Raw genomic sequence first — 24,619 nt, 5'->3', positions numbered from 1 at the left:
CGGGGGGTGTGGGCCAGCGCGGCGAACGATGAGTGGAGCACCCATGGCTGACACCCCGGCCGTCCAGGTCGAGGGCCTGAAGAAGTCCTTCGGCGAGACGATGGCGCTCGCAGGCATCGACCTGCAGATCCGCGAGGGCACCGTGCTCGGCCTACTCGGCCCGAACGGTGCAGGGAAGACGACCGCTGTCCGTGTGCTCGCGACGCTGCTGACGCCCGACGACGGTCACGCCACGGTGTTCGGCACCGACGTCGTGCGGCAGCCGGAGGTGGTGCGCACGATGATCGGCCTCGCCGGCCAGTACGCGGCGGTCGACGAGCTGCTGACCGGACGCGAGAACCTGCGGATGGTCGGCCGGCTGTACCACCTGCCGGAGGCGCAGGTGAAGGCCCGCGGCGACGAGCTGCTCGGGCGCTTCGATCTGGTCGACGCCGCCGACCGGCCGGTCCGCACCTACTCAGGAGGCATGCGCCGCCGCCTCGACCTCGCGGCGAGCCTGGTGAACCGCCCGCGCCTGTTGTACCTCGACGAGCCCACGACCGGTCTGGACCCACGCAGCCGCGTCGATCTGTGGCAGATGATCAAGGCGCTCGTGGACGACGGTGCGACGCTGCTGCTCACCACCCAGTACCTCGAGGAGGCCGACCGCCTGGCCGACGAGATCGCCGTGATCGACCGCGGTCAGGTGATTGCCGAAGGCACGGCCGACGAGCTCAAGTCCTCCGTCGGTGGCCAGGTGGTCGAGGTCAGGCTCACCGCCGAGACCGACGTCGACCGTGTGATCGCGCTCATGTCGAAGGTCGGCGAGAACGAGGCGGCCCGGACCGGTGATCTCACCGTCACCGTGCCGGCGGACCGAGGTGTGGCGACGGTCGCCGATGCCGCTGACGTGCTGCGTCGCGAGCAGGTCGCCGTCACCGACCTGGCGCTGCGCCGACCCACCCTGGACGACGTGTTCCTCGACATCACGGGTCGGGTGGCCGAGGAGAAGCCGTCGTCGAACGGCGACCGACCCCGCCGTCAGCGTGGCCGGAGCCGCAGCCGAACAGGAGCTTCGAGATGACCTGGGTGACTGCAGACCCGACGCACGCCTCCCGCGCCCCGCGCATGGCGCTCGGCACGGTGCTGTCGGATGCGGCGACCATCACGCGCCGCTACCTGACCCACATTCGGCGCCAGCCCCAGCTGCTGGTGTTCTCGACGATCCAGCCGGTCATGTTCGTGCTGCTGTTCCGCTATGTGTTCGGTGGCGCGTTGCAGCTGCCTCCGGAGTACGGCGACAACTACGCGAACTTCCTCCTGCCCGGCATCTTCGTGCAGGCGGTGGCCTTCGGCTCCACCCAGACCGCGATCGCCCTGGCCGATGACCTGTCGAAGGGTGTGATCGACCGATTCCGGTCGCTGCCGATGGCGCGCTCGGCCGTGCTCGTGGGGCGCACGACCGCCGACCTCGTACGCGGCTTCTTCGTCGTGCTGATCATGACCGGCGTCGGGCTGATCATCGGGTTCCGTCCGGAGTGGCTGGGCCTGCTTGGAGCGATCGCGGTCGTGGTCGCGTTCGGCTTCTCGATGAGCTGGATCTACGCGCTGGTCGGGATGTCGGTCCCGAACAGCGAAACGGCGCAGGCCGCGAGCTTCGTGGTGACCTTCCCGTTGGTGTTCGCCAGCGCTGTGTTCGTGCCGACCCAGACCATGCCCGGCTGGCTGCAGACGTTCGCCGAGAACAACCCGATCACGCATGTCGCCGAGACGTCCCGCTGGCTGGCGACCGGGATCGGCGACGCCTCCGACCACCTGACGTGGTCGGTGATCTGGATCGTCGGGCTGCTCATGGTGTTCATCCCGTTGGCCGTCAACCGCTACCGGAAGATGAGCTGACGCAGCCCTGCGGTCGCCACCAGGCGGCCTGCTCCCGGCGACGGCCGTCAGCCGCGCCGTTCGAGCAGGCCGCGGACGTACGCCGCCTGGCCGGTGTGCTGCATGGCGTCGTTGACGACGCTGACCAGGCGCACGGCGACGGTGACCGGTGGGTCCCAGCGCTCGTCGATGACGCGGTCGAGGGCGGCCGCATCGAGCGTGGCGAGGTCGTCGACGATGGCCGACGCGACAGCGTTGTGGTAGGCGAGCAGTACGTCGGCGCTCTCGGGCTGCACGGCCGCGACCTGCTCGGACGTGTGGCCGTAGCCGTGGTCCATCGTGCCTTCGGGCAGGCCGAAGCTTGCCGGCCAATCACCGGTCGTCCAGACCTGCGCGCGCTGGGTGATGTCCGCCAGGTGGTCGTCCTCGATGCGCGTGAGGTGCCAGATCAGCCAGCCGATCGTGTTGGCCTCCGGATCCGGCCGCCACACCAGATCATCGGCGTTGAGTCCTTCGACGGCCGCGTGCACCGAGCCGGTCACGCGCTCGAAGGCGTCCTGCAGTATTCCGATGGCGTTCATGCCGTTCACCGTATCCGCCAACGGTGACCATGGTTGTCAGGCACACCGACGTGCCCGTGGCCCGCCGCTGTGGCGTGTCCGGTGCGCACGGGACCGAGTGTCGAGTGTGGGCCTCGCCGACTGAACGTGGGCCGACGCCCCAACGTCCGACGGGGTCTCCCACGGCTGTGATAGGCAACGTCGTTCACGAACCTGCTGCAGCGCATGCGGAGCGAGAGCCGCAACGACCTAATCCTGCGGTTGCAGCGCGCAGGTGGCGACGCCGGACGTGCTCACGAAGACCGAGCGCACCATGGCGAACGGGTCAGTGGCCGCCGCACCGTCGCCGTGCTGACCCCGGACCGACGACTGTGGCCTGGGCCGTTCGAGCCGGCTGAGTGCACGGTCGTCCGTGTTTGTCCCACACATCCCTGCGGGTAGGGACGCACGCATTGCGATGATCGCGAAGTCATGAAAGGGGGCAACTCGACGTGCGTACCTACGAACGCCCAACGCTCACGCGTGTCGGCTCGTTCAAGAAGCTGACAGGACTGGGTGGGTCCGGGCCGCGAGACACACTGGTCCGACACCAGGCCTTGTGAGGACCTGCGCCACCTGAGACAGTGCCGGCCGGCGACCGTCCACCCTTCGATTCCGGACGCGCCGGCCGGCGGCTGTAGTGCCTCCGAGAGTCGCACCGCACCCGAGTCACCGGATCGGCACGCCCGTTGCCGTGCCCAGGAGACAGCGCCGATGGTCCGTCTCGACGCCTTCCCCGCAGCACCGTCCTGGTTCGTGATGGTGCCGGATTGCGACGCCGCCCGGACGGTCTGGGCGCGGCTTGATACTCACGCATCGCAGCGGATCGACCACACTTCCGGCAGGCCATGGCTGTTGGGCAACTGGCCGCATGGCACCGTCGTGACGGTCGAGGAAGGAACAGCGAAGGTAGCCGTCCTCGGACAGCACGCCACGGTCGCGGACGACCTACGACGACGGGTGGAGGGTGCACCTTCCGTCGACGTGCTCGATCGGGTCGTGGACTCCGTCGTGGGCAGTGTCCACCTCGCCGCCTCGGTCGACGGCGTGACCGGCATCCAGGGCTCGGCGACGGGCGTACGACGGGTGTACGTGGCGCGCGTCGGGAACGTGGCGTGCGCCGCCGACCGCGCCGACGTGCTGGCCCACCTGTGTGACGCACCGGTCGAGCCGCACCGCTTGGCGCTGCACCTGCTCGAGCCGCCGATCCTGTACCCGATCGCTGGTCGGCCCGTGTGGCGTGACGTCTCCGCCGTCCAGCCGGGTGACCGCCTGGTGCTCAATGCTGACGGCCATGGCGACGAACGCACGTGGTGGACGCCGCCACGCGCTGACCAGCCGCTGCGAGACGGCGCCAGGGCGCTTTGCTCGGCGCTGACCGCCGGCATCGCGGCCCGGGTGCGGGGACAGGACCTGGCCACCTGCGACCTCGGCGGTGTCGACTCGACGGCCGTGTGCTGCGTCGCCGCCGACACCGCCCGCACGGTCGTCGCGTACACCGCCGCGAGCCCGGATCCGCTGGCCGATGACGTCACCTGGGCACAGCGCACCGTCGCCGCACGCGGAGATCTCGAGCATCACGTCATCGGGGCGGACGAGATGCCGCTCGTCTACCACGGCCTCGGTCGGCATGTCGCCCCGCTCGATGAACCCAGTAGCGTGACCGTCGACCGGGACCGCTGGCTGACCATCGCCCGGCGGGCACGAGACCGGGGATCCCGGCTGCACCTCGTCGGGTTCGGTGGTGACGAACTGCTGTACGGATCGGTGGCGCACGTCGCCGATGCGCTGCGCACGCACCCGCGCACGGCCACGCGGCACCTCCGCGGGTTCACCGCGAAGTACCGCTGGCCCCGCCGCCGGGTGCTGCGCCAGGTGGCGGACCGGCGTCCGTACCGCGCCTGGCTGCGTGACGTCGCCGACGCCATCACCACCCCCGCGCCGCCCGCAGACGAGCCGCTCCTCGCGTGGGGGTTCGAGCCGCGCCTGCCGCCATGGGCAACGCTCCGCGCGGCCGACGCCGTACGCGAGCAGATCCAGCATGCCGCCGACGGGCTCCCGCCGTCGGCTCCGACACGCGGACAGCACCGCGAGCTCGAGGCCATGCGGTTCGTGTCGCGCATCGCGCGGCAATTCGAGCAGCTCGCGGCGGCCGATGCACTGACCCTGGCGGCGCCCTACTACGACGATGCGGTCGTGGCCGCCGGCCTGTCGGTGCGACCGCTCGAGCGCGTCACGCCGTGGCGCTACAAGCCGCTGCTGGCCGAGGCGATGCGGGGGATCGTGCCGGATGACGCGCGACAACGCGCGACCAAGGCGAACGGCACCGTCGACGAGGAGCCCGGGTTGCGTCGCCACCGCGCCGACGTGCTCGAACTGTGGGACGACGCGCGGCTGGGCGAGCTCGGACTGGTCGACGTCGATCTGCTACGGCGCGTCTGTGCGGGACCGCTGCCGCCCGGGCTGCCGTCCGGCGTGCTGTACCAGACCATCGCATGCGAGGTGTGGCTGCGCAGCCTCGACCGCACCCACGTGACCACCTGACGAGGAAGCCATGACCTACGACCTGTGTGACGGCGTCTCGACGGCAGAGACGGACACCGGGCTGACCCTGCTCGACGAACGAACGGGCGAGTACTTCAACCTCAACCCCACGGGCGCGCTCGTGCTCGACGCGCTGTTGTCGGGTGGCACCACAGATCACGCGGTCGAGCGGCTGATGTCGACCTATCGCATCGACCGCGCGACGGCGCAGACCGACGTCGGCGACCTGGTCGGAGCGCTGGAGTCGGCAGGCCTGGTGGTCAGCAGGTGACAGTGCCAGCGCGACGCGGCGGCGTGACCCGGTGAGCACCCCCGAGGTCGTCGCCCACCGCCCGCGGTCGGTGCCGCCCGTGCGGCGGCTGCGTGCGGTGACGGCGGTCGCAGCCGCCAGGCTGCTGGCCACGCGGTCACCCGCCCGCACCCGCGCGGTCCTGCGCCGCCTTGCCGTGGGCGCGACGCCGGCGTCGTACGAGCAGGCGAAGGCGGCCCGCGACGACGTGGTGGCGGTGAGTCTGACCTGCGCCGCGCGTGAGGGCTGCGTCCCGCGCTCGCTGGCGGTCGTGCTGCTGTGCCGCGCGGCGGGGCACGGGGTCACGTGGTGCGTGGGCGCGCGACGCGTCCCCCCGTTCGGTGCGCATGCATGGGTCGAGGTCGACGGCAGGCCGGTCGACGAGCCGTACCCTCCGGACTACTTCCGCACCCTGTTCACGGAGCCGTAGCCATGGCGACAGCGACGGACAGCGTGCCGAGCGCCGGCGCCGAACCAGCATCCGCGCCGCTCACCCACCGGGGCGCCTGGCGTCTGCTGCTCGGCCAGGTCCGCCCGCACCTGCGGACGCTGATCGCCGGCGGGGCCGTCAGCCTGCTCGGTGGGTTGGCCGCCCTGGCCGAGCCGATGGTCGCGAAGCTCGTCATCGACTCACTCGGGGAGCAGCGCCCGTTGGCCGGTCCGGTCGCCGTGCTGACGTTGCTCATGCTGGGCGGCGCCGTGCTCACGGCGGTCGGCATGTACCTGCTCGGACGCACGGCCGAGAGCGTGGTGCTGTCCGCCCGCCAGCGGATGATCGGGCGGATGCTCCGCTTGCAGGTCGGGGCGCTCGACGACCTCAAGCCTGGCGATCTGCTGTCCCGTGTGATGTCCGACACGACGTTGCTCAGGAGCGTCACGACCTACGGGTTGGTTCACTCGCTGAACGGCGTACTGCTGATGGTCGTCGCCGTGGTGCTCATGGCGACCCTCGACCTGGTCCTGCTCGGCGTGACCGTCGCCGTGCTGGCAGTCAACGCGGTCGCGCTGCTGGTCGTCGTGCCGCGCATCCGAGGAGCGTCGACGCGGTCGCAGGAAGCCGTCGGGGGCATGGGCTCGGTGCTGGAACGGTCGCTCGCAGCACTCCGGACCGTCAAGGCCAGCAACGCCGAGCGGCGCGAGGAAGCGTCGCTGGACGAGGCGGTCACCCGGGCGTGGCGTCGCGGCGTCGAGGTTGCCAAGTGGACGGCTCTGATGGAGGTGTCCGCCGGCCTTGCGGTGCAGCTGTCGTTCCTGGCCGTGCTCGGTATCGGGGGCGTGCGGGTGACGACGGGTGCGCTGTCCGTCTCGTCCCTGATCGCGTTCCTGCTCTACCTGTTCCTGCTCGCCGAGCCGGTCAACGCGATCACCAACGGCGTGTCCCAGTTGCAGGCCGGGCTGGGCGCCGTCGCGCGGATGCGCGAAGTGGATGAGCTGCCCGTCGAGGACGACGAGGACGACGACGTCGCCCTCCCATCGGTCGATGACGCCGCCGACCCGGCGGCGATCACCTTCGATCAGGTGTGGTTCAACTACCGGTACGCGGAGGATCGGTCGTGGGTCCATCGCGGCCTGAGCTTCTCGGTGCCCCGCGGTGGCGTCACCGCGCTCGTCGGACCGTCCGGCACCGGCAAGACGACCGTGTTCGCGCTGCTCGAGCGCTTCTACGAGCCGACGTTCGGTGCCGTCCTCATCGACGGGCAGGACATCCGCGAGTGGACGTTGCCGCAACTGCGTTCCACGATCGGCTACGTCGGGCAGGACGCGCCGATCCTCGAGGGCACCCTGCGCAGCAACCTGCGGCTAGCCGCACCCGACGCGGACGACGGCGAGATCCACGCCGCGCTCGAAGTGACCCGCCTCCACACCCTGCTCGGCCGCATGCCCGACGGGCTCGACACACCGTTGGGCCATCACGGCGTCACGCTGTCAGGTGGTGAGAAGCAGCGGATCGCAATCGCACGGGCACTGCTGCGCCACCCCCGCATCCTGCTGCTCGACGAAGCGACCTCACAGCTCGACGCCGTGAACGAGGTCGCGATGCGCGACGCGATCACCGCGGTCGCGCAGACCACGACGGTGCTGGTGGCGGCCCACCGCCTGTCCACGGTGACCTGTGCCGACCGGATCCTGGTGCTCGAGGACGGAGTGGTGCGTGCCAGCGGTACACACGACGAGCTGGTCGAGTCCGACGACCTGTACCGCCGCCTGGCCGAGACGCAGCTGTACGTTGGATGACACGTGAACCTGACAGCTGCTGAACGTGCGGGCGTCCAGGGTTGTGTGGGTGGACCGACGCGGCTACTGTGCGCGCACTGCGCACCATCACGGGTGCTGACGGGGGGCGTCAGGGATCGGCAGGCGGGGACGACGTCGATCCGCATCTGTGGGCCGCCTGATCCCCGAGCGCGCGACCACAACCACTCCAGCCTCCGTTGCGGGGGCATCCATGCGGCGGCAAGGGCCGTCGGGGAAGGCTGGACGCCATGAAGAAGTTGGCACTTGCCCTGTTGCTGAGTCTGGCAGTGGCCGCATCGGCTGTCGCGCTGCCGGCAGCGGCCGCGCCCGGCGGCAAGGGCGGCGGTGGAAGCGGAGACGGTGGTTCGTCGGGTCCGAACGACAGCGACCTTCCGGGACCGCGCTGGCCGGTCAACGGCCTGGCGCCCAGTGACTCCGACAACGCCGTCCTCAAGTGGGACGAGGAACTGCTGCAGACCATCCGGGCCAACCCCGGAGCGACCGGACCGACGATCACGTCGCGGGCCATCGGCGTGCTGCACACCGCGATGTTCGACGCGTGGGCGCCGTACGACGCGACGGCCGTTGGCGTGCACTCCCGGCTCGGGCGCCGTGAAACGGCGGAGCGCACCCTCGCCAACAAGCAGGAGGCGGTCAGCCATGCTGCGCACACCGTGCTCGTCGACCTGTTCCCGGCCGCGGAAGCGGACTTCGTGGCGCAGATGACGGAGCTCGGCTACACGGTCGGCGCCGACACGGGCCCAGCCGCCGACGGGCGCGCGGCGGCCGCCGGGGTGCTGGACTACCGCCACAGCGACGGGTCGAACCAGTCGAATGGCTATACCGACACCACCGGCTACACTCCCGCCAACGGATGGGACAGCGTCGTCGATCCGTGGCTGTGGCAGCCACTGTGCGTACCGCTTCCTGCTCCCGATGCGACGTCGTGCGCAGGCAACGTCCAGCGCCCGTTGACGCCGCAGTGGGGTGAGATCGACGGCTTCGCGCTCGGAGACCCGGGCGCGCCCGGCCAGCCCATGAGCCTCGACGACCCCGCTTCCACGCTGTTCTATCCGCCGAGCCCGGCGGATCCCGAGGGCGACACGGCGTTGGCGCTGACGGACACGGCCAACCTCACCGACACGCAGAAGGTCAAGGCCGAGTACTGGGCGGACGGCCCGGAGTCCGAGTTCCCACCCGGCCACTGGGCGGTGCTCGCGCAGGCGGTGTCACGCAAGCGGGGTCACTCGCTCGACGACGACGTCAAGCTGTTCTTCGCGCTCGGCAACGCCGTCATGGACGCCGGCGTCGGAGCGTGGCACGCGAAGTACAAGTACGACTTCGCTCGGCCGATCACGGCGATCCGTGAGCAGTTCGCCGGGCAGATGGTGACCTCCTGGCTCGGCCCGTACAACGGCTATGGCAAGGTCCCCGGCGAGCAGTGGAGACCGTACCAGGACCCCCACGTCGTCACTCCACCCTTCCCCGAGTACGTCTCGGGGCACAGCACGTTCAGCGCAGCCGCCCACATGGTCCTCGCCGCATTCACTGGCAGCGACGCCTTCCGGGCGAAGGTGACCATCCCCGCCGGCAGTTCGCTGTTCGAGCCGAGGACTGCGACCGCGGCGGGGACGCCGGCCAAGGACGTTGTGCTGTCGTGGAACACCCTCACCGACGCCGCTGACGAAGCGGGATGGTCCCGCCGCTGGGGCGGCATCCACTTCAAGGGAGGCGACGAGCACGGCCGCGCCTTCGGCAAGGCCATCGGCTACGCGGTATGGCAGCGCGCGCAGACCTACCTCGACGGCAGCGGCGTCCAGGTGATCACCAACTGACCACCACCCGGTATCTGACCACCACTCGGTATCTGAGCACCACCCGAACTTCGCTGGACCACCTCTGGTGCTGAACTTCGGGGTGGTGGTCATTGTTCGGTCAGGCACGACGGACGCGCCCCACCGCGACGTCCGCTCCCCACCGCGACGTCCGCTTCCCACCGCGACGTCCGCTTCCCACCGCGACGAGCGTCAGGAAGGCGTCACCACCAGGAGATCGCGGTCGATCTCGACCTGGTCGCCTGCGCGCACCGACAGGCCGTGCACCGTGCCGTCGGTCGGTGCGGTGATGCGGTGCTCCATCTTCATGGCCTCGAGCACCAGCAGGGTCTGGCCCGCAGTGACGGCCTCGCCGTCGGTGACGTTCACCGCCGTCACCGTGCCGGGCATCGGCGCCACGACCGGACCGCCGGGCGTCGCAGAGCGGCGCGCCGCGGCCAGGGCCTCCTGCTCGCGCAGCATCCACGCGTCGCCGTCACGTCCGATCCAGGCGGTGCTGTCGGTTTCGGCGAACACGTACCGGCAGCCACGACCGCCCCAGCCGACCTCGAGGTCCACGCCGTCCAGTGTGGCGCGGGCCGCGACGGCATCGCCGCCGTCGATGCGGACCTCAGCGGCGTCGGGCGTCCCGCGCACCCGCACCGTCGCGATGCGCTCACCACCCGTCACGCGGAGGGTGGTCCAGGCGTGCTCGCCGATGCGCCATCCGCCGACGGCGTCGAACGTGCTAGTTCCTGCGGTCGCCGCACGCGCGGCCAGCCGTCCCATCGCGACCGCGACCAGCACGTCGTCTGGAGGTGGCCCGGCGCGCAGGTCATCGAGGTGGCGTTCAACGAGACCGGTGTCCAGCGCACCGGCCTGCACCTCGTCCAACGTGAGCAGGCGGCGCAGGAGGCCGGTGGTCGTCTGCATGCCGAGCACTGTCGTCTCGGCCAGGGCGCGGTCGAGCCTGCGCAGGGCCGCCGGGCGATCCGGTGCGTGGGCGATGACCTTCGCCAGCAGCGGGTCGTACACGCCTGGGACCTGCGTGCCCGTCACGATGCCGCTGTCGACCCGCACACCCTCGCCGTCGGCCTCGCGGTACGCCAGCACCGTCCCGCCGGTCGGCAGGAACCCTCGGTCCGGATCCTCCGCGTACACGCGCGCCTCGACGGCATGGCCGTCCGGCGTCAGATCGTCCTGGGCCCACCGCAGCGCGGCACCGGCGGCGACACGGACCTGCCACTCCACGAGGTCGAGGCCGAACACCTCCTCGGTCACGGGGTGCTCGACCTGAAGGCGCGTGTTCATCTCGAGGAACCAGAACGCGTCTGGCCGGTCGGCGGACACGATGAACTCGACCGTGCCGGCGCCGCGGTAGCCGCACGCCTCGGCCGCCGCGACCGCGCTCGCCGCGATCGCCGCCCGCGTGTCGGTGTCGAGCAGTGGCGATGGCGCCTCCTCGACGATCTTCTGGTGGCGGCGCTGCAGGCTGCACTCACGCTCGCCGAGGTGCAGGGTCGTGCCGTGCTCGTCGGCGAGGACCTGCACCTCGATGTGGCGGGGGCGTTCGACAAACCGCTCGAGCAGGACGCGGTCGTCGCCGAACGCGGCGGCGGCCTGCCGCCGTGCCGCGCGTATCGCGTCGCGCAGGTCGGCCGTGTCGGACACCACCGCCATGCCCTTGCCGCCGCCACCCGCGACGGGCTTGACCATGAGCGGCGCCCCGATCCGGGCGGCAGCGGCGATCAGCGCGTCGTCGTCGAGGTCGCCGGCGTCGGTCCCCGGCACGACGGGCACGCCGGCGGCGCGCATCACCTGCCTGGCGCGCGCCTTGTCGGCCATGGTCTCGATCGCCGTCGCCGGCGGGCCGATGAACACCACGCCGGCGTCGGCGCACGCGCGCGCCAGCCGCACTTGCTCCGACAGGAACCCGTAGCCCGGATGCAGTGCGGTGGCACCGGTCGAGCACGCCGCGGCGACCACCCGGTCGACGTGGAGGTAGCTCTCGGCCGGTGACGCCGGGCCCAGGCGGACGGCGACGTCAGCCATCCTGACGTGTGGCGCGCCGCTGTCGGCGTCGCTGAACACGGCGACCGCGGCGATGCCCATGCGCCGGAGGGTACGGATGATCCGCACCGCGATCTCGCCACGGTTGGCGACCAGCACAGCCTCGAAGGCCACGGTCCCGCTCACATGCGGAACACCCCGAAGCCCGCCGGGTCCAACGGTGCGTTCGCGCACGTCGCCAGCCCGAGGCCGAGAACCATCCGGGTGTCGAGCGGGTCGATCACGCCGTCGTCCCACAGCCGGGCCGTGGCATGGTACGGGTGCCCCTGCGCCTCGTACTGCTCGCGGATCGGGTTCTTGAACGCAGCCTCGTCCTCGTCCGACCAGGCCCTGCCGTCGGCCTCGATGCGGTCGCGGCGGACGGTGGCGAGCACGGTCGCGGCCTGCTCCCCACCCATGACCGAGATGCGCGCGTTGGGCCACATCCACACGAACCGGGGGTCGTACGCACGACCGGCCATCGCGTAGTTGCCCGCGCCGAAGGACCCACCGATGACCACTGTCAACTTCGGCACCCGGGTGCAGGCGACCGCCATGACCATCTTGGCGCCGTCCTTGGCGATGCCGCCCGCTTCGTAGTCCCGGCCGACCATGAACCCGGTGATGTTCTGCAGGAACACCAGCGGCACGCCGCGCTGGTCGCACAGCTCGACGAAGTGCGCGCCCTTCAGCGCCGACGAGCTGAACAGCACGCCGTTGTTCGCGACGATCCCCACCGGGTGGCCGTGGATCCTCGCGAATCCGCAGACAAGGGTCTCGCCGTAGCGGGCCTTGAACTCGTGGAAGAGGCTGGCGTCGACGATGCGGGCGATCACCTCACGGACGTCGTAGCTGGTGCGGTTGTCGGGCGGCACGACGCCGTACAGCCCGGCCGTGTCGACCGTCGGTTCCTCAGGTGGTACGACGTCCCATGGTGGTGCCGGCCGCGGCCCGAGGGTTGCCACGATCGAGCGCACGATCGCCAGGGCGTGAGCGTCGTCGTCGGCGAGGTGGTCGACGACGCCGGACTCGTGCGCGTGCACATGGCCGCCGCCGAGCTCCTCGGCCGACACCTCCTCTCCGGTGGCGGCCTTCACCAGCGGTGGTCCACCTAGGAAGATCGTGCCCTGCTCGCGCACGATGACGGTCTCGTCGCTCATCGCCGGCACGTACGCGCCACCCGCCGTACAGCTGCCCAGCACGGCGGCGATCTGCGGGATGCCCGCCTTCGACATGACGGCCTGGTTGTGGAAGATCCTGCCGAAGTGGTCCCTGTCGGGGAACACCTCGTCCTGCAGTGGCAGGTAGGCGCCGCCGGAGTCGACGAGGTAGACGCACGGCAGGCGGTTCTCCATCGCCACGCGTTGCGCCCGCAGGTGCTTCTTGACTGTGACGGGGAAGTAGGTGCCGCCTTTGACCGTCGCGTCGTTGGCGACGATCAAGACCTCGCGACCGCTGACCCGGCCCACACCGGTGATCAGCCCGGCCGCCGGTGCGGCGTCGTCGTACATTCCGTGTGCCGCGAGCGCCGACAGCTCCAGGAACGGCGAGCCGGGGTCAACCAGCGCGTCGACCCGGTCGCGGGGCAGCAGCTTGCCGCGCTCGACGTGACGCTCGCGCGCGCGTCTCCCACCGCCCTCGGCCGTGACCGCCAGCTGGCGCCGCAGGTCGTCAACCAGCCGCCGGTGCGTCGCCGCGTACGACGCGAAGCGGTCGGACCCGGGGTCCGCAGCGGACGACAGGACGGTTCCGGCGCGCATGCCGTCAGCGTAGGGCATCGGACCAGCAGGCGGTCCGCGGTACGCGACGATGGGCGGCTGCCGCCGCCCTCGCGCGCGCGGTGCATCCTTCGTCGTGCCCAGCAGAGAGACACGCCCAGATGAGCGATACGGTCACCACCGGACACCGCGACGCAGGTCCGTGGCACGCGCTCGACGTCGACGACGTCTGCGCGCGGCTGAACGTCGACCCGGACCAGGGACCGGGTCCCAACGACGTCGACCGTCGCCGAGCGGAGCACGGCGAGAACGTCATCGAGGAGTCCGAGGGAGACGCCCTGGTGGACGCTGCTCGCGGAACAGTTCGCGGACCCGCTCGTGATGATCCTGCTGAGCGCCGCGGTGGTCGCCGGCCCGGTCGGCGACGTCAAGGACTGGATCGTCATCGGCGTGCTCCTGCTGCTCACCGCCGGCATCGGCTTAGACCAGGAGCGGCAGGCGCAGTCGTCGATGTCGGCGCTGCGGTCGATGCTGTTGTTCCGCGCGCGCGTGCGCCGCGGCGGCCACGAGGTGGACGTCGACGGTCGGAGCTCGTACCGGGCGACGTCGTGCTGTTGTGGTCGGGTGACCGGGTCCCCGCCGACGGCCGGCTGGTGGCTGCCCGCGGCGTGTCCGTCGAGGAGTCGGCGCTGACGGGCGAGTCCGCGGCGGTCAACAAGGCCATTGACCCCGTCGCAGCCGACGTCCCGCTCGCCGAGCGCTCCAACCGCCTGTTCATGAACACGACGGTCGCGCTCGGTCATGCCGAGATGGTCGTGACCGAGACGGGGCATGGCGACCGAGGTCGGTCGTCACCCGGCCGAGCTGCTGCTGCAGCGGTGTCTGCTCGCCGCTCAACCTGATCATGGACAGGCCGCCGGCGCTCGCACTGGGGGTCGACCCGCCGGACCCCGACGTCATGGAACGACCACCGCGCGATCCGGACGCCCAGGTCCTCGACGCGGGTCGGGTCGGTCTGCTGCTGTTCGTTGGTGTGGTCATGGCCGTCGGGACCCTAGGGGTGCAGGCGAACGTCCTGGGCGCGACCGGCGACCGCGTACTCGCGGGCACGCTGGCGTTCACGACGTTCGTCCTCTACCAGGTGGTCAACCGTTCAACGCCCGCGACGACGTGACCACGGCACTGGGACGGCACAGCCTCGCCAACCACCGCCTGCTGTACGCGCTTGCCGGCGTCGTGGTCCTGCAGGTCGCCGCGGTCCACGTGCCGTTCCTGCAGTCGATCTTCGACACGACGGCGCTCACGCCCGGCCAATGGGGCCTGGCGGCCGCCGTGGCGGTGACGGTCCTCGTCGTCGAGGAGCTGCGGAAGGCGGTCGTTCGGGCGGGCGGTGGGACCGAACGCGACTGATCGGAGCGACGCGAGGCGCCGTCACAGGTCCTTGGCGGAGCAGCGTGACCGTGGTGAGCAGCGATGGTGGCTGTACGGCGCGATGGGTGTGTACCCGGCGCTGGCGTACAGGGCGAGCGCCTCGGGTTGGGCCGTGCCCGTCTCGAGGATGACACGGGCGTAGCCCAGAGCGCGGGCGCGCTCCTCGAGCGCGTCGGGCAGCCGCCGACCGTGCCCGTTCCGGCGGTGCGCGCGGCGGACGTACCTGTGCTTGATCTCCACGACATCGTCGTCGTGGCGGCGCAGACCACCGCAGCCGATCGGCGTGCCGTCGACGAGAACCACCACGAAGGCACCCCCCGGTGGGGCGAACTCATCGTCGGCGACGGGCGTCTCGTCACGGCCTCCGTAGCGCGCGACGTATTCCTGCTGCACCTCCTCAATCAGCACGGTCGCGTCGGCGCCGCGTTAGGCGATGTCGTGCAGCACGAGATCCATGTCGTAAGGATCCGGGTGTGCGTGAACGCCTGCAACCCGGCGACATCCCGGGCCAGATGGTCACTTCGGAGACGTCGTCATCTCGGTCGGCACCGCTCACAAGAAGCAGAAATCGTTGGTACGAGCGATCAGGCGCGGAGCAGGCCGGCGGTCAGCGTGCGCGTCGCCTCCTTGACCCGCTCGGTGGAGTAACCGGCGGTCCTGCGCAGGTGATGGTACGTGTCGGCGGTCAGCGGGGCGAGCAGCGTCTCGGCGAGGGGGTCGGCATCGAGGTCTGGCCGCGCCTCGGCGAGGAGCACCCTGACGTGCAGCCGCCGGAAGCGCTGCGGCGGGCTGGTCCACCACTGCTGGCCCGTCTCGACCTCGGCCAGCAGGTCGCCGGCCTCCTCGAGCTGATCGACGAGCGCGCAGAGGAACGCCTCCAGCCGCTCGCCCGCGGCGGCGCCAGGCCCGAGCGGCGGATCGCCCGACAACACCGCGGCCTGGAAAGCCTCCTCGCGTTCATCCAGCAATGCCTGCATCAGCCGGCCGCGGTCGCCGAACCGTCGGTAGATCGTGCCCTTGCCGACCCCCGCGGCGGCCGCGATCTCGTCGATCGACACGTCGCAGGGCGTGTGCGTGCGCAGGAGTCCGCGCGCAGCCGCGAGGATCCGCACGCGGTTGCGCGCGGCGTCGGTGCGCTCCGGTGGGTGCTGGCCTGCGATCGGCAGGTGCCGGTCGGTTGACAAACGGACTCCGGTCCGTACTTGGTTTAAGCGGACTTCGGTCCGGTTATTCTACCCGCAAGGGCGATCCAACAAAGGGTCCACGCAATGAGCACAACGCCGACAGTCGGTACCGAACAGCTCCCGAAGTCGGGAACGTGGCACGTCGACACCGCGCACACGAGCGCGAACTTCTCGGCGCGACACCTGGGCATGTCGAAGGTCCGCGGGCGTTTCGACACGCTCGACGGCACGCTGACGATCGGCGACGATCCCACGGAATCACACGTCGAGGTGACCATCGACGCGTCGAGCATCAGCACCAACCAGCCGGACCGCGACGCCCACCTGAAGTCCGCGGACTTCCTGGACATCGAGAACCACCCTGAGCTGACGTTCCGCAGCACGCGGGTATACGGTGACGGCGAGGACTGGAAGATGGACGGTGAGCTCACCATCCGGGGCACGACGCGGCCGGTCACGCTCGACGTCGAGTTCCTCGGCGTCATGGACAACCCGCTGGGGCCCGGTCGGCGCGCGGCCTTCGAGGCCACCACGTCGATCACGCGCCACGACTTCGGTCTGACCTGGGAGGGGCCGCAGGAGCTGGGCGGCATCCTGGTCGGCAGCAAGGTCAGTATCGACATCGACGCGCAGTTCATCACGGACACCGGCGACGTCCAGTAGCGGTCCACGACGGCATCGACGAGGTCCCGGCTCCGGCCGGGACCTCTTTGCGCGGTCGGTGTTGTGACGGGCGAGGCGTACCTGTCCTGAAGTACATGTCCCCCTTGTCCGAAGGGACATCCTCTGGCATGGTTGTAGTGGGTCACTCATCCATACCGCATATGGCCTCTATGAACTAGCTAGCTATGCAGGCGAGATGGCAGTCGGGGGTGGTCGATGGCACGCACACCGCAGTTCAGGTCGCTGATCCACGCACTGCAGGTGGCACGACAGCGCAATCTCGAGGCCGCCGGGCACCCGGCGGCCGTTGTACGTCCGGGCACAATGATCTCCCGGCGGCAGTTCCTCATGGCCGGTGCGGCCGCAGCCGCCGCGACCGGTCTGACGGTCGGCAGTGGCGGGACGCTCGCACGCGCCGCGCTGGCCGATGACGCCCTGGCACAGGCAGATGCCAGGATCGCCGTCGTTGGCGCGGGCCTCGCCGGCCTCACCGCGGCGCTTCGACTGCAGGACCTCGGGTACCAGGCGACGCTGTACGAGGCCCGGGATCGTGTCGGCGGCCGATGCCACTCGGTTGCAGCCGGCCCCGGCTATGTGCTCGACCTTGGCGGGTCGTTCGTCAACAGCGACCACGCCGACATGCTGCACCTGCTCAAACGGTTCAACCTGCAGCTGTTCGATCGGATCGACGACGCCGAGAGCGTGCCGTATCCGACCGACGCCTTCTTCTTCGGGGACCGTCGGATCCCGGAGGCCGACGTCGCGGACGCGCTCCGCCTACTGGCGAGGCAGATCACCGACGACGCGGCGTTGCTCGACCAGAACTGGAGCAAATGGGCGTCCAAGTTCGACGCGCTCTCCGTCACGCAGTACCTCGATCAGCACAAGGACAAGATCGGCGCACCGTTCGCCCGGACGCTCATGGAGAACGCGATTCGGACCGAGTACGGTGTCGAGCCCCGGCAGTCGTCCGCGCTCCAGTTGCTGTTCCTGCTGCCGGTGGTCGACGGGGAACACGTGGAGGTCCTCGGCTACAGCGACGAGCGGTACGTCGTGGAGGGCGGCGTCGGGCGGCTGCCACGGGCGATGGCCGCGGCCCTCGATGTGCCGGTGCGGCTCGGCCGGGTGCTCACGCGGGTCGAGGACCGCATGTCCACCTACATGCTGACGTTCGCCGACGGTGAGATGATCGAGGTCGACGCCGTGATCATCGCCATCCCCGTCTCGCTGCTGAAGACAATCGACTGGGTCGTCACGCTTCCCGCGCAGTTTCGCCGATACATGCTCGACGTCGACCTGGGGCGCAACGAGAAGACGTTCGTCGGCTACCAGCACAGACTGTGGCGAAGCCCGGAGGGGTTCGTCAACGGCCTGTGGACCGACCAGGGATACTCGGCCGCGTGGGACGGCACACAGCGGCAGGACGACCGCAATGACGGCGCGCTCACGTTCTTCTTCGGCGGCGCAGAGGTGGCGAAGCGACCCGACGCCGACCAGCTGGTGCGCCGCTTCGACCAGATCATCGAGGGCACCAGGCCGAAGTACACCGGGTTCCACCTCGCCACGGACTGGGCCAACGAGCCGTTCACCCGCGGTGCATACGTCAACTTCGGACCTGGCGAGCTGACCACCTACGGCGCGTACTTCTGGATCGAGAACGAGCTCAGCGTGGCGTTCCGCAACCTGGTGTTCGCCGGCGAGCACTTCAGCGACCTGTGGTACGGGTTCATGAACGGGGCGGCCGAGACCGGCCGACTCGCCGCCAACCACGTCGTCAGCCGGATGGGCGGCAGGGTGTAGCCGCCGCTCACGGTCGGCGCCCTGCTTGACATCCGAGCCGGCGTTCGGATCCGGCGACGACCGGGGTCGGCGTATCCCGGGGCGGGCGACGGCATCGCCGTTTGCGTCCGCGCCCGGCCGGCGAGGCTTCTGATCACCGTCCGCGGTCGCGACGGAGTCGTAAGGAGGGAGCGCTTCACATGGTTGAGATGAGCTATCGCCGGCTCGGGCGCTCGGGTTGCAGCTCAGCGTGCTGTCGTTCGGGTCGTGGGTGTCGTTCGGTGACCAGCTCGACGTCGAGTCGGGTGCCGCGTGCATGGAAGCGGCGTACGAGGCGGGCGTCAACTTCTTCGACAACGCCGAGGTCTACGCGGGCGGCAAGTCGGAGCAGATCATGGGCGACATCATCGCCAACCTCGGGTGGGAGCGGCACTCGTACGTGATCTCGTCGAAGTTCATGATGGGCATCCACGGCGGCGTGAACTCCTCCCACACGCTGAACCGCAAGTACCTGCTCGAGGCGATCGAGCCGTCCCTGGAGCGCCTGGGGCTCGAGCACCTCGACCTCGTCTACTGCCACCACCCCGACCCGGATACGCCGATCGAGGAAACGGTCTGGGCGATGAGCGACATCATCAGCGCGGGCTATGCCCACTACTGGGGAACGTCGGAGTGGTCTGCCGACGAGATCCGCGCGGCGTACGACATCGCCGACCGCCACCACCTGCACAAGCCGCTCATGGAGCAGCCCCAGTACAACCTGATCGTCCGCGACAGGGTCGAGGTCGACTACGCGCGGCTGTACGAGGACATCGGGCTCGGGCTGACGACGTGGAGTCCGCTGGCGTCCGGGTGGCTGACCGGCAAGTACATCGACGGGGTGCCCGAGGGCAGCCGTGCGACGCTGGAGGGCTACGACTGGCTACGCGAGTACGTGACCGACCCCGAGTCCAACGCCAAGGTCCGGGAGCTGCGGAATCTCGCCGACGAACTCGGCTGCACGTTGGCGCAGCTGTCGATCGCGTGGTGCGCGTCGCATCCGAACGTATCGACCGTGATAACCGGCGCGAGCCGCGTCGATCAAGTCCACGAGAACCTCGAGGCACTCGACGTGCTCGAGCTGCTCGACGACGACGTGCTCGAGCGCATCGACGACATCATGGCCTGACGCCCCCTCTGGGGACGCGCCCCAACACGGAGTCGGCCTGACTTCCCACAGTGCGCCGCCGACGACCGGCGGGGACGCGCCCCAACACGGAGTCGGCTGACGTCCCCACAGTGCGCCGCCGACGACCAGCGGGGACGCGCCCCAACACGGAGCCGGCCTGACGTCCCCACAGTGCGCCGCTTCGCGCCGTCGTCAGGGCTGCAGGCGCTCGGCCAGGTGGCGGACGGCCAGCGGATAGCGGTACTCGATGCCCGAGTGGGTGGCGTCGAACAGCCCGAACTGGGTCGGTGTCACACCGATGTCGGTCAGCGCTTCGCGGAACGCCATCGCACCCAGGTCGAGCCAGAACTGGTCCCGCGTGCCCGCATCGATCCAGATCGCTCGCAACCCGCGGAGCGCGTCTGCGTTGCCCGGCACCATGCGCACGGGGTCCCAGTCGAGCCAGCGCTGCCAGACGTCGTCGACGATCCTGCCGGTGTCGACGTCGAACGGCAGGTTGACCGTCCCGTCGGGATCCGCGGACCAGCACGCGGCCATCGCCCACGCGTTGATGATCGTGTCGTCCTCGGGTCCGGTACCGTGCGGGCGGGAGCGCCAGTCCTCCCAGAAGACGTCCCACGATCCGCCGTAGTGGTCGCGCAGCGTTCGCGCGATCACGCGGAAGTCACCGCCGAAGCACGCCTCGAACAGCGCGTCGCCGGCGTGCGTCGCCAGCCCACCGAACAGGTCCGGCCGCAGCATCGGTGTGATCATCGCGCCGTACCCACCCGATGACTTGCCCGCGATCCCGCGGTGCGCCGCAGCGGCCAACGTCGGGCAGTTGTCGTCGACGAACCCGACGACCTCGTCGCACAGGTACGTGTGGTAGGCACCGACCGCCGGCGAATCCACGAACTGGCTGCCACCCAGCGATGTGAAGCAGTCGACGAACACCAGTCGGACCGGTGGGTGGTCGGGTTCCGCCAGCGCGGCGTCGATGCGCTCGAGCGCGCTCTCGCGCAGGTTGGCGCGGTAGGTCCACATGCCGATGTGACCGGTGAATCCCTGGATCAGGTAGATGACCGGCGTCGGCTGGTCGGCGGCGACGTGCGGGGGCGTCAGGACCCACAGCGCACGGGTCGGCGGGTCGCCGAGCGGGTTGGCGTGCAGCGCGGTGCTGGTGATCTCGTGCTCGTCGAGGGTGCACCGCAGCTCGCGTCCCCACGGCGCATGGACGTCGTGCATGGAAAGGTCCGATCCGATCAGGCGGGCAGCGGTGTTCACGCGCGGGCGCCCTCGCGCAACTCGACGCGACGGACCTTGCCCGACACCGTCTTGGGCAGCTCGTCGACGAACTCGACGTGCCGCGGGTACTTGTAGGGTGCGGTCACCGACTTGACGTGGTCCTGGATCGCGGTGGCCAGCTCGTCGGACGGCTCGTGGTCGGCAGCGAGCACCACGAACGCCTTGACGACCTGGCCGCGGTCGCGGTCCGGGACGCCGATCACCGCGGTCTCGGCGACAACGGGATGCTCGATGATCGCGGATTCGACCTCGAACGGTCCGATTCGGTAGCCCGCCGAGATGATGATGTCGTCGTCGCGGGAGACGAACCAGAAGTAACCGTCCTCATCGACGTGGGCGCGGTCGCCCGTGAGGTACCAGTCGCCACGGAAGGACGCCGCGGTCGCCTCGTCGTCGTGCCAATAGCCGGCGAACAACCCGACGGGGCGCTCGGGACTGACCCGGACGGCGATCTGACCCTCGCCACCGGGTCCCAGCACGGTGAGGTCGTCGTCCACGACGGCGATGTCGAACCCCGGCGTTGGCCTGCCCATCGAACCGGGCTTGATCGGCAGGCACCGGTAGTTCGCCACGATGTTGACGGTCTCGGTCTGGCCGTAGCCGTCGTGGATCTCGGTGCCCGTGGCGTCGCGCCAGGCGTTGAACGTCTCGGGGTTCAGTGGCTCGCCGGCGGCGGTGCAGTGGCGCAGCGTGGAGAGGTCGTACTGCGACAGGTCGAGCTGCACGAGGGCGCGGTAGATCGTCGGCGGCGCGCAGAACGTGGTCACCCCGTGCTCGGCCAGCATGCCCACCATCACGCCGAAGTCGGGACGGCCCTGCGGGTTCCACATCAGCACCGCGCAGCCCAACGACCACTGACCGAACAGCTTGCCCCACGCGGCCTTCGCCCAGCCGGTGTCGCTGACCGTCCAGTGGACGTCGTCGGGTCGCAGGTCGTGCCAGAAGCGTGCTGTGATCTCGTGGCCGATGCCATAGGAGGCGTGGGTGTGCAGCACCATCTTCGGGTGGCCAGTCGTGCCCGAGGTGAAGTACAGCAGCAGTGGGTCGTCGGACGCGGTGTCGTGCGCGGTGACCTCGTCGTGCGGGCCCGCGACACCCTGAGCCAGTGCCTCCCAGTCGCCGTGCGCCTCGCCGGTCGTGATCAGATGCGCGAGGTCGGTGCAGCGTTCGCGGGCGACGTCGAGCTTGTCGGCACCGGCGGCGTCAGCGACCGCGATGGCGGCCTGCGAGCGCTCGATGCGGTAGGCGATGTCGTTGGGCTGCAACTGCGTGGTGGCCGGCATCGGCACGGCGCCGAGCTTGAAGGAGCCCAGAAGCACGTCGTACCACTCGACGACGCGCGGCAGCATGACGAAGACGCGGTCGCCGGGACCGACGTCGAGCGAAGCGAGGAACGCCGCGGTGCGGTCGGCCCGATGGCTGAGGTCGCCGAACGACAGGTGCCGAGACGTGTGGCCATCGGCCTCGACGGCGATCAGGGCGAGCCGGTCGGGCTCACGCGCTGCCCAGTCGTCGATCACGTCGCGCGTGTAGTTGAACCGGTCCGGCACCTCGAGCGAGAACGTCGCGCGCGTCTCGTCATAGTCGGTCATGTTCATGACGTCGTCGGCCATGCTGGTCGGCTCCCCTCGGCTCGTCCGCCCAACGTGGATCATGCATCAGCGAGCCCGACCTCAATCCTTCATCGAGGACCGGGACTCAGCGCCCGGTGGCTGAGAAGTGGTGGTCGTCCTTGAGGCCGCGCCAGCGGCCGCCCCACCCCCCGCCGATGTCGTCGACGGCGGCGACGACGCCGTCGTAGGTGTGGACCGGGCGCATCCTGCGGATCTGGAACCGCGCGCCGTGCAGCCGCTCGAAGACGCCGGCGACCTTCGCGGCGATCGACCGCGCCACGATGAGGCACCCCCGCCGTGGAGTCGCCGTGTGGTCCCGGTGCGTGACCCGCAGCAGCACGAGGTCACGAGGCGACGGGACAGCCGGAGCGTCACGTCGACCCGGTCATCTGCCGGCGCATCTCGCCGGGCAGCGGCGCGCGGGGCGCTGCAAACGGCGGGATCGGACGGTCCTGGAGCAACCATCGGTGCACCAGCGCGCGGACCAGGCGCGACAGGGAGCCGGCCTGGTCGCGGCGCACGAGTTCGCTGGCGCGGAAGGTGCCGTCGGCGTGACCGCGGACCAGGCGGAGAGCGGCCGCCCGGTGGCAGTGTCCTCGACGAGTGTGCCGTCGTCGGCGAACGCGTCGGGGGGCGTCGACGACGGTCACGCCGGGCACGTCCGCGAGGCGCACGAGCCAGGTCACGATGCCGCCGCGTGTGATCCGCGCGCGTGGCCTGAACGTGTCGCCGGCAGCGTCGATGACCTCGAGGGCGGCGACGACTGTGGATCGCGTCGCAGTGCGCCGTCGCCGACGTCGGTGAAGGGCGTCGCGGCTGCACGGCCGCCGCGGTCAGCATCCGCGTCATCATCGCCATCTGGTCGCGGCGGACCGCCCGGCGGGGACTGAACGCGTCGCGGGTGGTCCCGCTGACGAGGTCGACCAGTCGGCGCAGACCACTCCCCGCGCGTACGGGCTCACGGCCGGCGGGTCCCATCGTCGCGCGCTCGGCCCGCCATCGCGCGACCGAGCCGTGCGCAGACCTCCCGCAGCTCCTGTCCGATGCCGTCCCGGCTGCGCTGGTCGGGGAAGCGGAACGAGGGGCCGAACACGTTCAGCGTCGCGAGCAGGTGCCCGTCGGCGGTCAGGACGGGCGCGGCGACCGCGCTGACGCCATCGACCCACTCACCTGACGCCCAGCCGTACCCCCGTCGACGGACCTCAGCCAGTCGCGCGCGGATCGCGTGTGGATTGGTGAGCGTGCGATCCGTGGAGGGCGCCGGCCCGCGAGCCAGGTAGTCGACGAGCTTCCGCTCCGGCCAGCAGGCCATGATGACGAAGCCGCCGGCGACCGTGTGCGGCGCGAACCGCCGACCCGTCCAGTCCGGCACGCCGACCGCGCTGGGACTGTGTGCCTGGTCAGCGTAGATCAGGTCGAACCCGTCCTCGACGGCCAGCGCCGCGTCCTCGCCGAACCGGTCCACGAGCTCCTGCAGGTACGGGTGGGCGATCCCGAGGAGGTGCGAGACCGAGTGTGCGGGCCCAGTGAGCGCAGCGAGACCGGGGCCGGGCATCCATGTCCCACGGCTCGGACCGCGGCTGACGACCGCGATCGACTCGAGCGTCGTGAGCAGCCGGCTGGTCGTGCTCGCGGGCAGCCCTGCGCGCTCCGCCACGTCGGCCAGGGACACGGCCGCGTCGTCGGCGGCCAGCGTCCGCAGGACGTCGAACGCCCGCAGCACCGACTGGACGTGCTGTGCCACCTGTTGACCCCCTACGTACGCATCGACTACGCTGATTCCATCATACAGAATGCTCTGTACTACGGAATATTGCCGAGGAGCTGCCATGCGGCCCGACGGATCCGTGATCGTCACCTGCGCCGTGACGGGCAGTGCCCACACCCCCACGATGAATACGGACATGCCGGTGACGGTCGACGAGATGGTGGAGCAGTCGGTCGCCGCCGCCGACGCCGGTGCGGCGGTCATCCACCTCCACGCGCGTGACCCTCGCGACGGCCGGCCCTCGGCCGACCCCGGGCTGTTCCGGGAGTACTGCTCCGGCATCAAGGCGCGCTGCGACGCGACCCTGTCGCTGACCACCGGTGGGGGCACCGGCCAGTCGGTCGACGAGCGCCTGCAGGTCATCCGCGAGCTCGAGCCCGAGCTGGCGACCTGCAACCTCGGGTCGATGAACTACGGGCTGTTCCAGATGATCCCCCGCTACGAGGGCCGGTGGAAGCACGACTGGGAGGAGCCGTACCTCGAGTCGACCCGCCACGAGCCGTTCATCAGCCGGTTCTCCGACATCGAGTACATGCTGACCACGCTGGCCGACGAGACCGGTTGCCGCTTCGAGTTCGAGGCGTACGACATCGGGCACCTGTACACGCTGGCGTACTTCGCCGA

General features: G+C 70.3%; 23 protein-coding genes and 1 pseudogene. 14 read left to right on the top strand and 10 right to left on the bottom strand.

From position 1 onward, the window contains the following. Nucleotides 1–43 precede the first annotated feature (43 nt). Both VK923_01050 and VK923_01045 read left to right on the top strand, forming a co-directional pair. Nucleotides 44–1,063, top strand: coding sequence for an ATP-binding cassette domain-containing protein (locus VK923_01050; GenBank protein HSJ43253.1), 1,020 nt, complete (start codon nt 44–46; stop codon nt 1,061–1,063). Beyond that, nucleotides 1,060–1,878, top strand: coding sequence for an ABC transporter permease (locus VK923_01045; protein HSJ43252.1), 819 nt, complete (start codon nt 1,060–1,062; stop codon nt 1,876–1,878). The genes VK923_01050 and VK923_01045 overlap by 4 nt, the downstream gene beginning before the upstream one ends. A 47-nt stretch (nt 1,879–1,925) precedes the next feature. Here the strand turns inward: VK923_01045 and VK923_01040 are convergent, their stop codons facing one another. Then, nucleotides 1,926–2,438, bottom strand: coding sequence for a DUF664 domain-containing protein (locus VK923_01040; protein HSJ43251.1), 513 nt, complete (start codon nt 2,436–2,438; stop codon nt 1,926–1,928). A 732-nt stretch (nt 2,439–3,170) separates the two neighbouring features. Here VK923_01040 and VK923_01035 point away from each other — a divergent pair. The 5 genes from VK923_01035 to VK923_01015 all read left to right on the top strand — a co-directional run bounded on the left by VK923_01035 (nt 3,171) and on the right by VK923_01015 (nt 9,359). Continuing rightward, on the top strand, nt 3,171–5,000 hold the full coding sequence (locus VK923_01035; protein ID HSJ43250.1) for an asparagine synthase-related protein: 1,830 nt from the start codon (nt 3,171–3,173) through the stop codon (nt 4,998–5,000). Nucleotides 5,001–5,010: 10 nt separating this feature from the next. Further along, nucleotides 5,011–5,271 (top strand): lasso peptide biosynthesis PqqD family chaperone, encoded by a 261-nt coding sequence (locus tag VK923_01030; protein ID HSJ43249.1) that lies wholly within the window; start codon nt 5,011–5,013, stop codon nt 5,269–5,271. Between the two features lie 31 nt (nt 5,272–5,302). Beyond that, the gene (locus tag VK923_01025) at nt 5,303–5,719 is read left to right on the top strand and encodes a lasso peptide biosynthesis B2 protein (protein ID HSJ43248.1); all 417 of its coding nucleotides are present in this window, start codon (nt 5,303–5,305) and stop codon (nt 5,717–5,719) included. 2 nt (nt 5,720–5,721) lie between these two features. Beyond that, nucleotides 5,722–7,524: an ABC transporter ATP-binding protein gene (locus VK923_01020; protein HSJ43247.1), complete on the top strand. Its 1,803-nt coding sequence runs from the start codon at nt 5,722–5,724 to the stop codon at nt 7,522–7,524. Nucleotides 7,525–7,772: 248 nt separating this feature from the next. Next, the gene (locus tag VK923_01015; protein HSJ43246.1) at nt 7,773–9,359 is read left to right on the top strand and encodes a vanadium-dependent haloperoxidase; all 1,587 of its coding nucleotides are present in this window, start codon (nt 7,773–7,775) and stop codon (nt 9,357–9,359) included. Between the two features lie 192 nt (nt 9,360–9,551). On the opposite strand, the gene VK923_01010 is transcribed toward VK923_01015, so the two are convergent. Together VK923_01010 and VK923_01005 are read right to left on the bottom strand one after the other, a co-directional pair. After that, nucleotides 9,552–11,534 (bottom strand): biotin carboxylase N-terminal domain-containing protein, encoded by a 1,983-nt coding sequence (locus VK923_01010; GenBank protein ID HSJ43245.1) that lies wholly within the window; start codon nt 11,532–11,534, stop codon nt 9,552–9,554. Beyond that, nucleotides 11,531–13,165, bottom strand: coding sequence for a carboxyl transferase domain-containing protein (locus tag VK923_01005; GenBank protein HSJ43244.1), 1,635 nt, complete (start codon nt 13,163–13,165; stop codon nt 11,531–11,533). Before VK923_01005 ends, VK923_01010 begins: the two co-directional genes overlap by 4 nt. Nucleotides 13,166–13,441: 276 nt before the next feature. Here VK923_01005 and VK923_01000 point away from each other — a divergent pair. From VK923_01000 to VK923_00990, 3 genes and pseudogenes are all read left to right on the top strand, one after another. Further along, nucleotides 13,442–13,798 (top strand): annotated as a pseudogene (locus VK923_01000) (cation-transporting P-type ATPase). Between the two features lie 211 nt (nt 13,799–14,009). After that, the gene (locus VK923_00995; GenBank protein ID HSJ43243.1) at nt 14,010–14,279 is read left to right on the top strand and encodes a cation-translocating P-type ATPase C-terminal domain-containing protein; all 270 of its coding nucleotides are present in this window, start codon (nt 14,010–14,012) and stop codon (nt 14,277–14,279) included. Further along, on the top strand, nt 14,276–14,515 hold the full coding sequence (locus tag VK923_00990; GenBank protein HSJ43242.1) for a cation-translocating P-type ATPase C-terminal domain-containing protein: 240 nt from the start codon (nt 14,276–14,278) through the stop codon (nt 14,513–14,515). The genes VK923_00995 and VK923_00990 overlap by 4 nt, the downstream gene beginning before the upstream one ends. Nucleotides 14,516–14,536: 21 nt before the next feature. Here the strand turns inward: VK923_00990 and VK923_00985 are convergent, their stop codons facing one another. Further along, nucleotides 14,537–14,944 (bottom strand): GNAT family N-acetyltransferase, encoded by a 408-nt coding sequence (locus tag VK923_00985; protein HSJ43241.1) that lies wholly within the window; start codon nt 14,942–14,944, stop codon nt 14,537–14,539. A gap of 176 nt (nt 14,945–15,120) precedes the next feature. After that, nucleotides 15,121–15,720, bottom strand: a complete 600-nt coding sequence (locus tag VK923_00980; GenBank protein HSJ43240.1) for a TetR/AcrR family transcriptional regulator — start codon at nt 15,718–15,720, stop codon at nt 15,121–15,123. A gap of 84 nt (nt 15,721–15,804) precedes the next feature. Between VK923_00980 and VK923_00975 the strand changes: the two genes are divergently transcribed. The 3 genes from VK923_00975 to VK923_00965 all read left to right on the top strand — a co-directional run bounded on the left by VK923_00975 (nt 15,805) and on the right by VK923_00965 (nt 19,330). Further along, nucleotides 15,805–16,383 carry a YceI family protein gene (locus tag VK923_00975; protein ID HSJ43239.1) on the top strand — a complete coding sequence of 193 codons (579 nt, stop codon included), beginning with the start codon at nt 15,805–15,807 and terminating at the stop codon, nt 16,381–16,383. Between the two features lie 216 nt (nt 16,384–16,599). Beyond that, nucleotides 16,600–18,183 (top strand): NAD(P)/FAD-dependent oxidoreductase, encoded by a 1,584-nt coding sequence (locus tag VK923_00970; protein HSJ43238.1) that lies wholly within the window; start codon nt 16,600–16,602, stop codon nt 18,181–18,183. Nucleotides 18,184–18,400: 217 nt separating this feature from the next. Further along, entirely contained in the window at nt 18,401–19,330 is a 930-nt protein-coding gene (locus tag VK923_00965) for an aldo/keto reductase (protein ID HSJ43237.1), read from the top strand. 192 nt (nt 19,331–19,522) lie between these two features. On the opposite strand, the gene VK923_00960 is transcribed toward VK923_00965, so the two are convergent. From VK923_00960 to VK923_00940, 5 genes are all read right to left on the bottom strand, one after another. Beyond that, a complete protein-coding gene (locus VK923_00960) occupies nt 19,523–20,554 on the bottom strand; it encodes an alpha/beta hydrolase-fold protein (GenBank protein HSJ43236.1) in 1,032 nt (343 codons plus the stop codon). Nucleotides 20,555–20,589: 35 nt separating this feature from the next. Beyond that, nucleotides 20,590–22,227: an AMP-binding protein gene (locus tag VK923_00955; GenBank protein HSJ43235.1), complete on the bottom strand. Its 1,638-nt coding sequence runs from the start codon at nt 22,225–22,227 to the stop codon at nt 20,590–20,592. Nucleotides 22,228–22,312: 85 nt separating this feature from the next. Continuing rightward, nucleotides 22,313–22,507, bottom strand: coding sequence for a M15 family metallopeptidase (locus VK923_00950; protein HSJ43234.1), 195 nt, complete (start codon nt 22,505–22,507; stop codon nt 22,313–22,315). A gap of 91 nt (nt 22,508–22,598) precedes the next feature. After that, nucleotides 22,599–22,913 carry a hypothetical protein gene (locus VK923_00945; protein HSJ43233.1) on the bottom strand — a complete coding sequence of 105 codons (315 nt, stop codon included), beginning with the start codon at nt 22,911–22,913 and terminating at the stop codon, nt 22,599–22,601. Nucleotides 22,914–23,185: 272 nt separating this feature from the next. Then, on the bottom strand, nt 23,186–23,971 hold the full coding sequence (locus VK923_00940; protein HSJ43232.1) for an IclR family transcriptional regulator: 786 nt from the start codon (nt 23,969–23,971) through the stop codon (nt 23,186–23,188). A gap of 85 nt (nt 23,972–24,056) precedes the next feature. Between VK923_00940 and VK923_00935 the strand changes: the two genes are divergently transcribed. After that, nucleotides 24,057–24,619, top strand: a 563-nt coding sequence (locus tag VK923_00935) for a 3-keto-5-aminohexanoate cleavage protein (protein ID HSJ43231.1), incomplete at its 3' end; no start/stop codon positions are given.

It is taken from the genome of Euzebyales bacterium (assembly GCA_035461305.1).
Taxonomy (GTDB): Bacteria; Actinomycetota; Nitriliruptoria; order Euzebyales; family JAHELV01; genus JAHELV01.
Note: the sequence above shows the minus strand (reverse complement) of the source record. Positions and strands in the feature narration are given on the sequence as shown.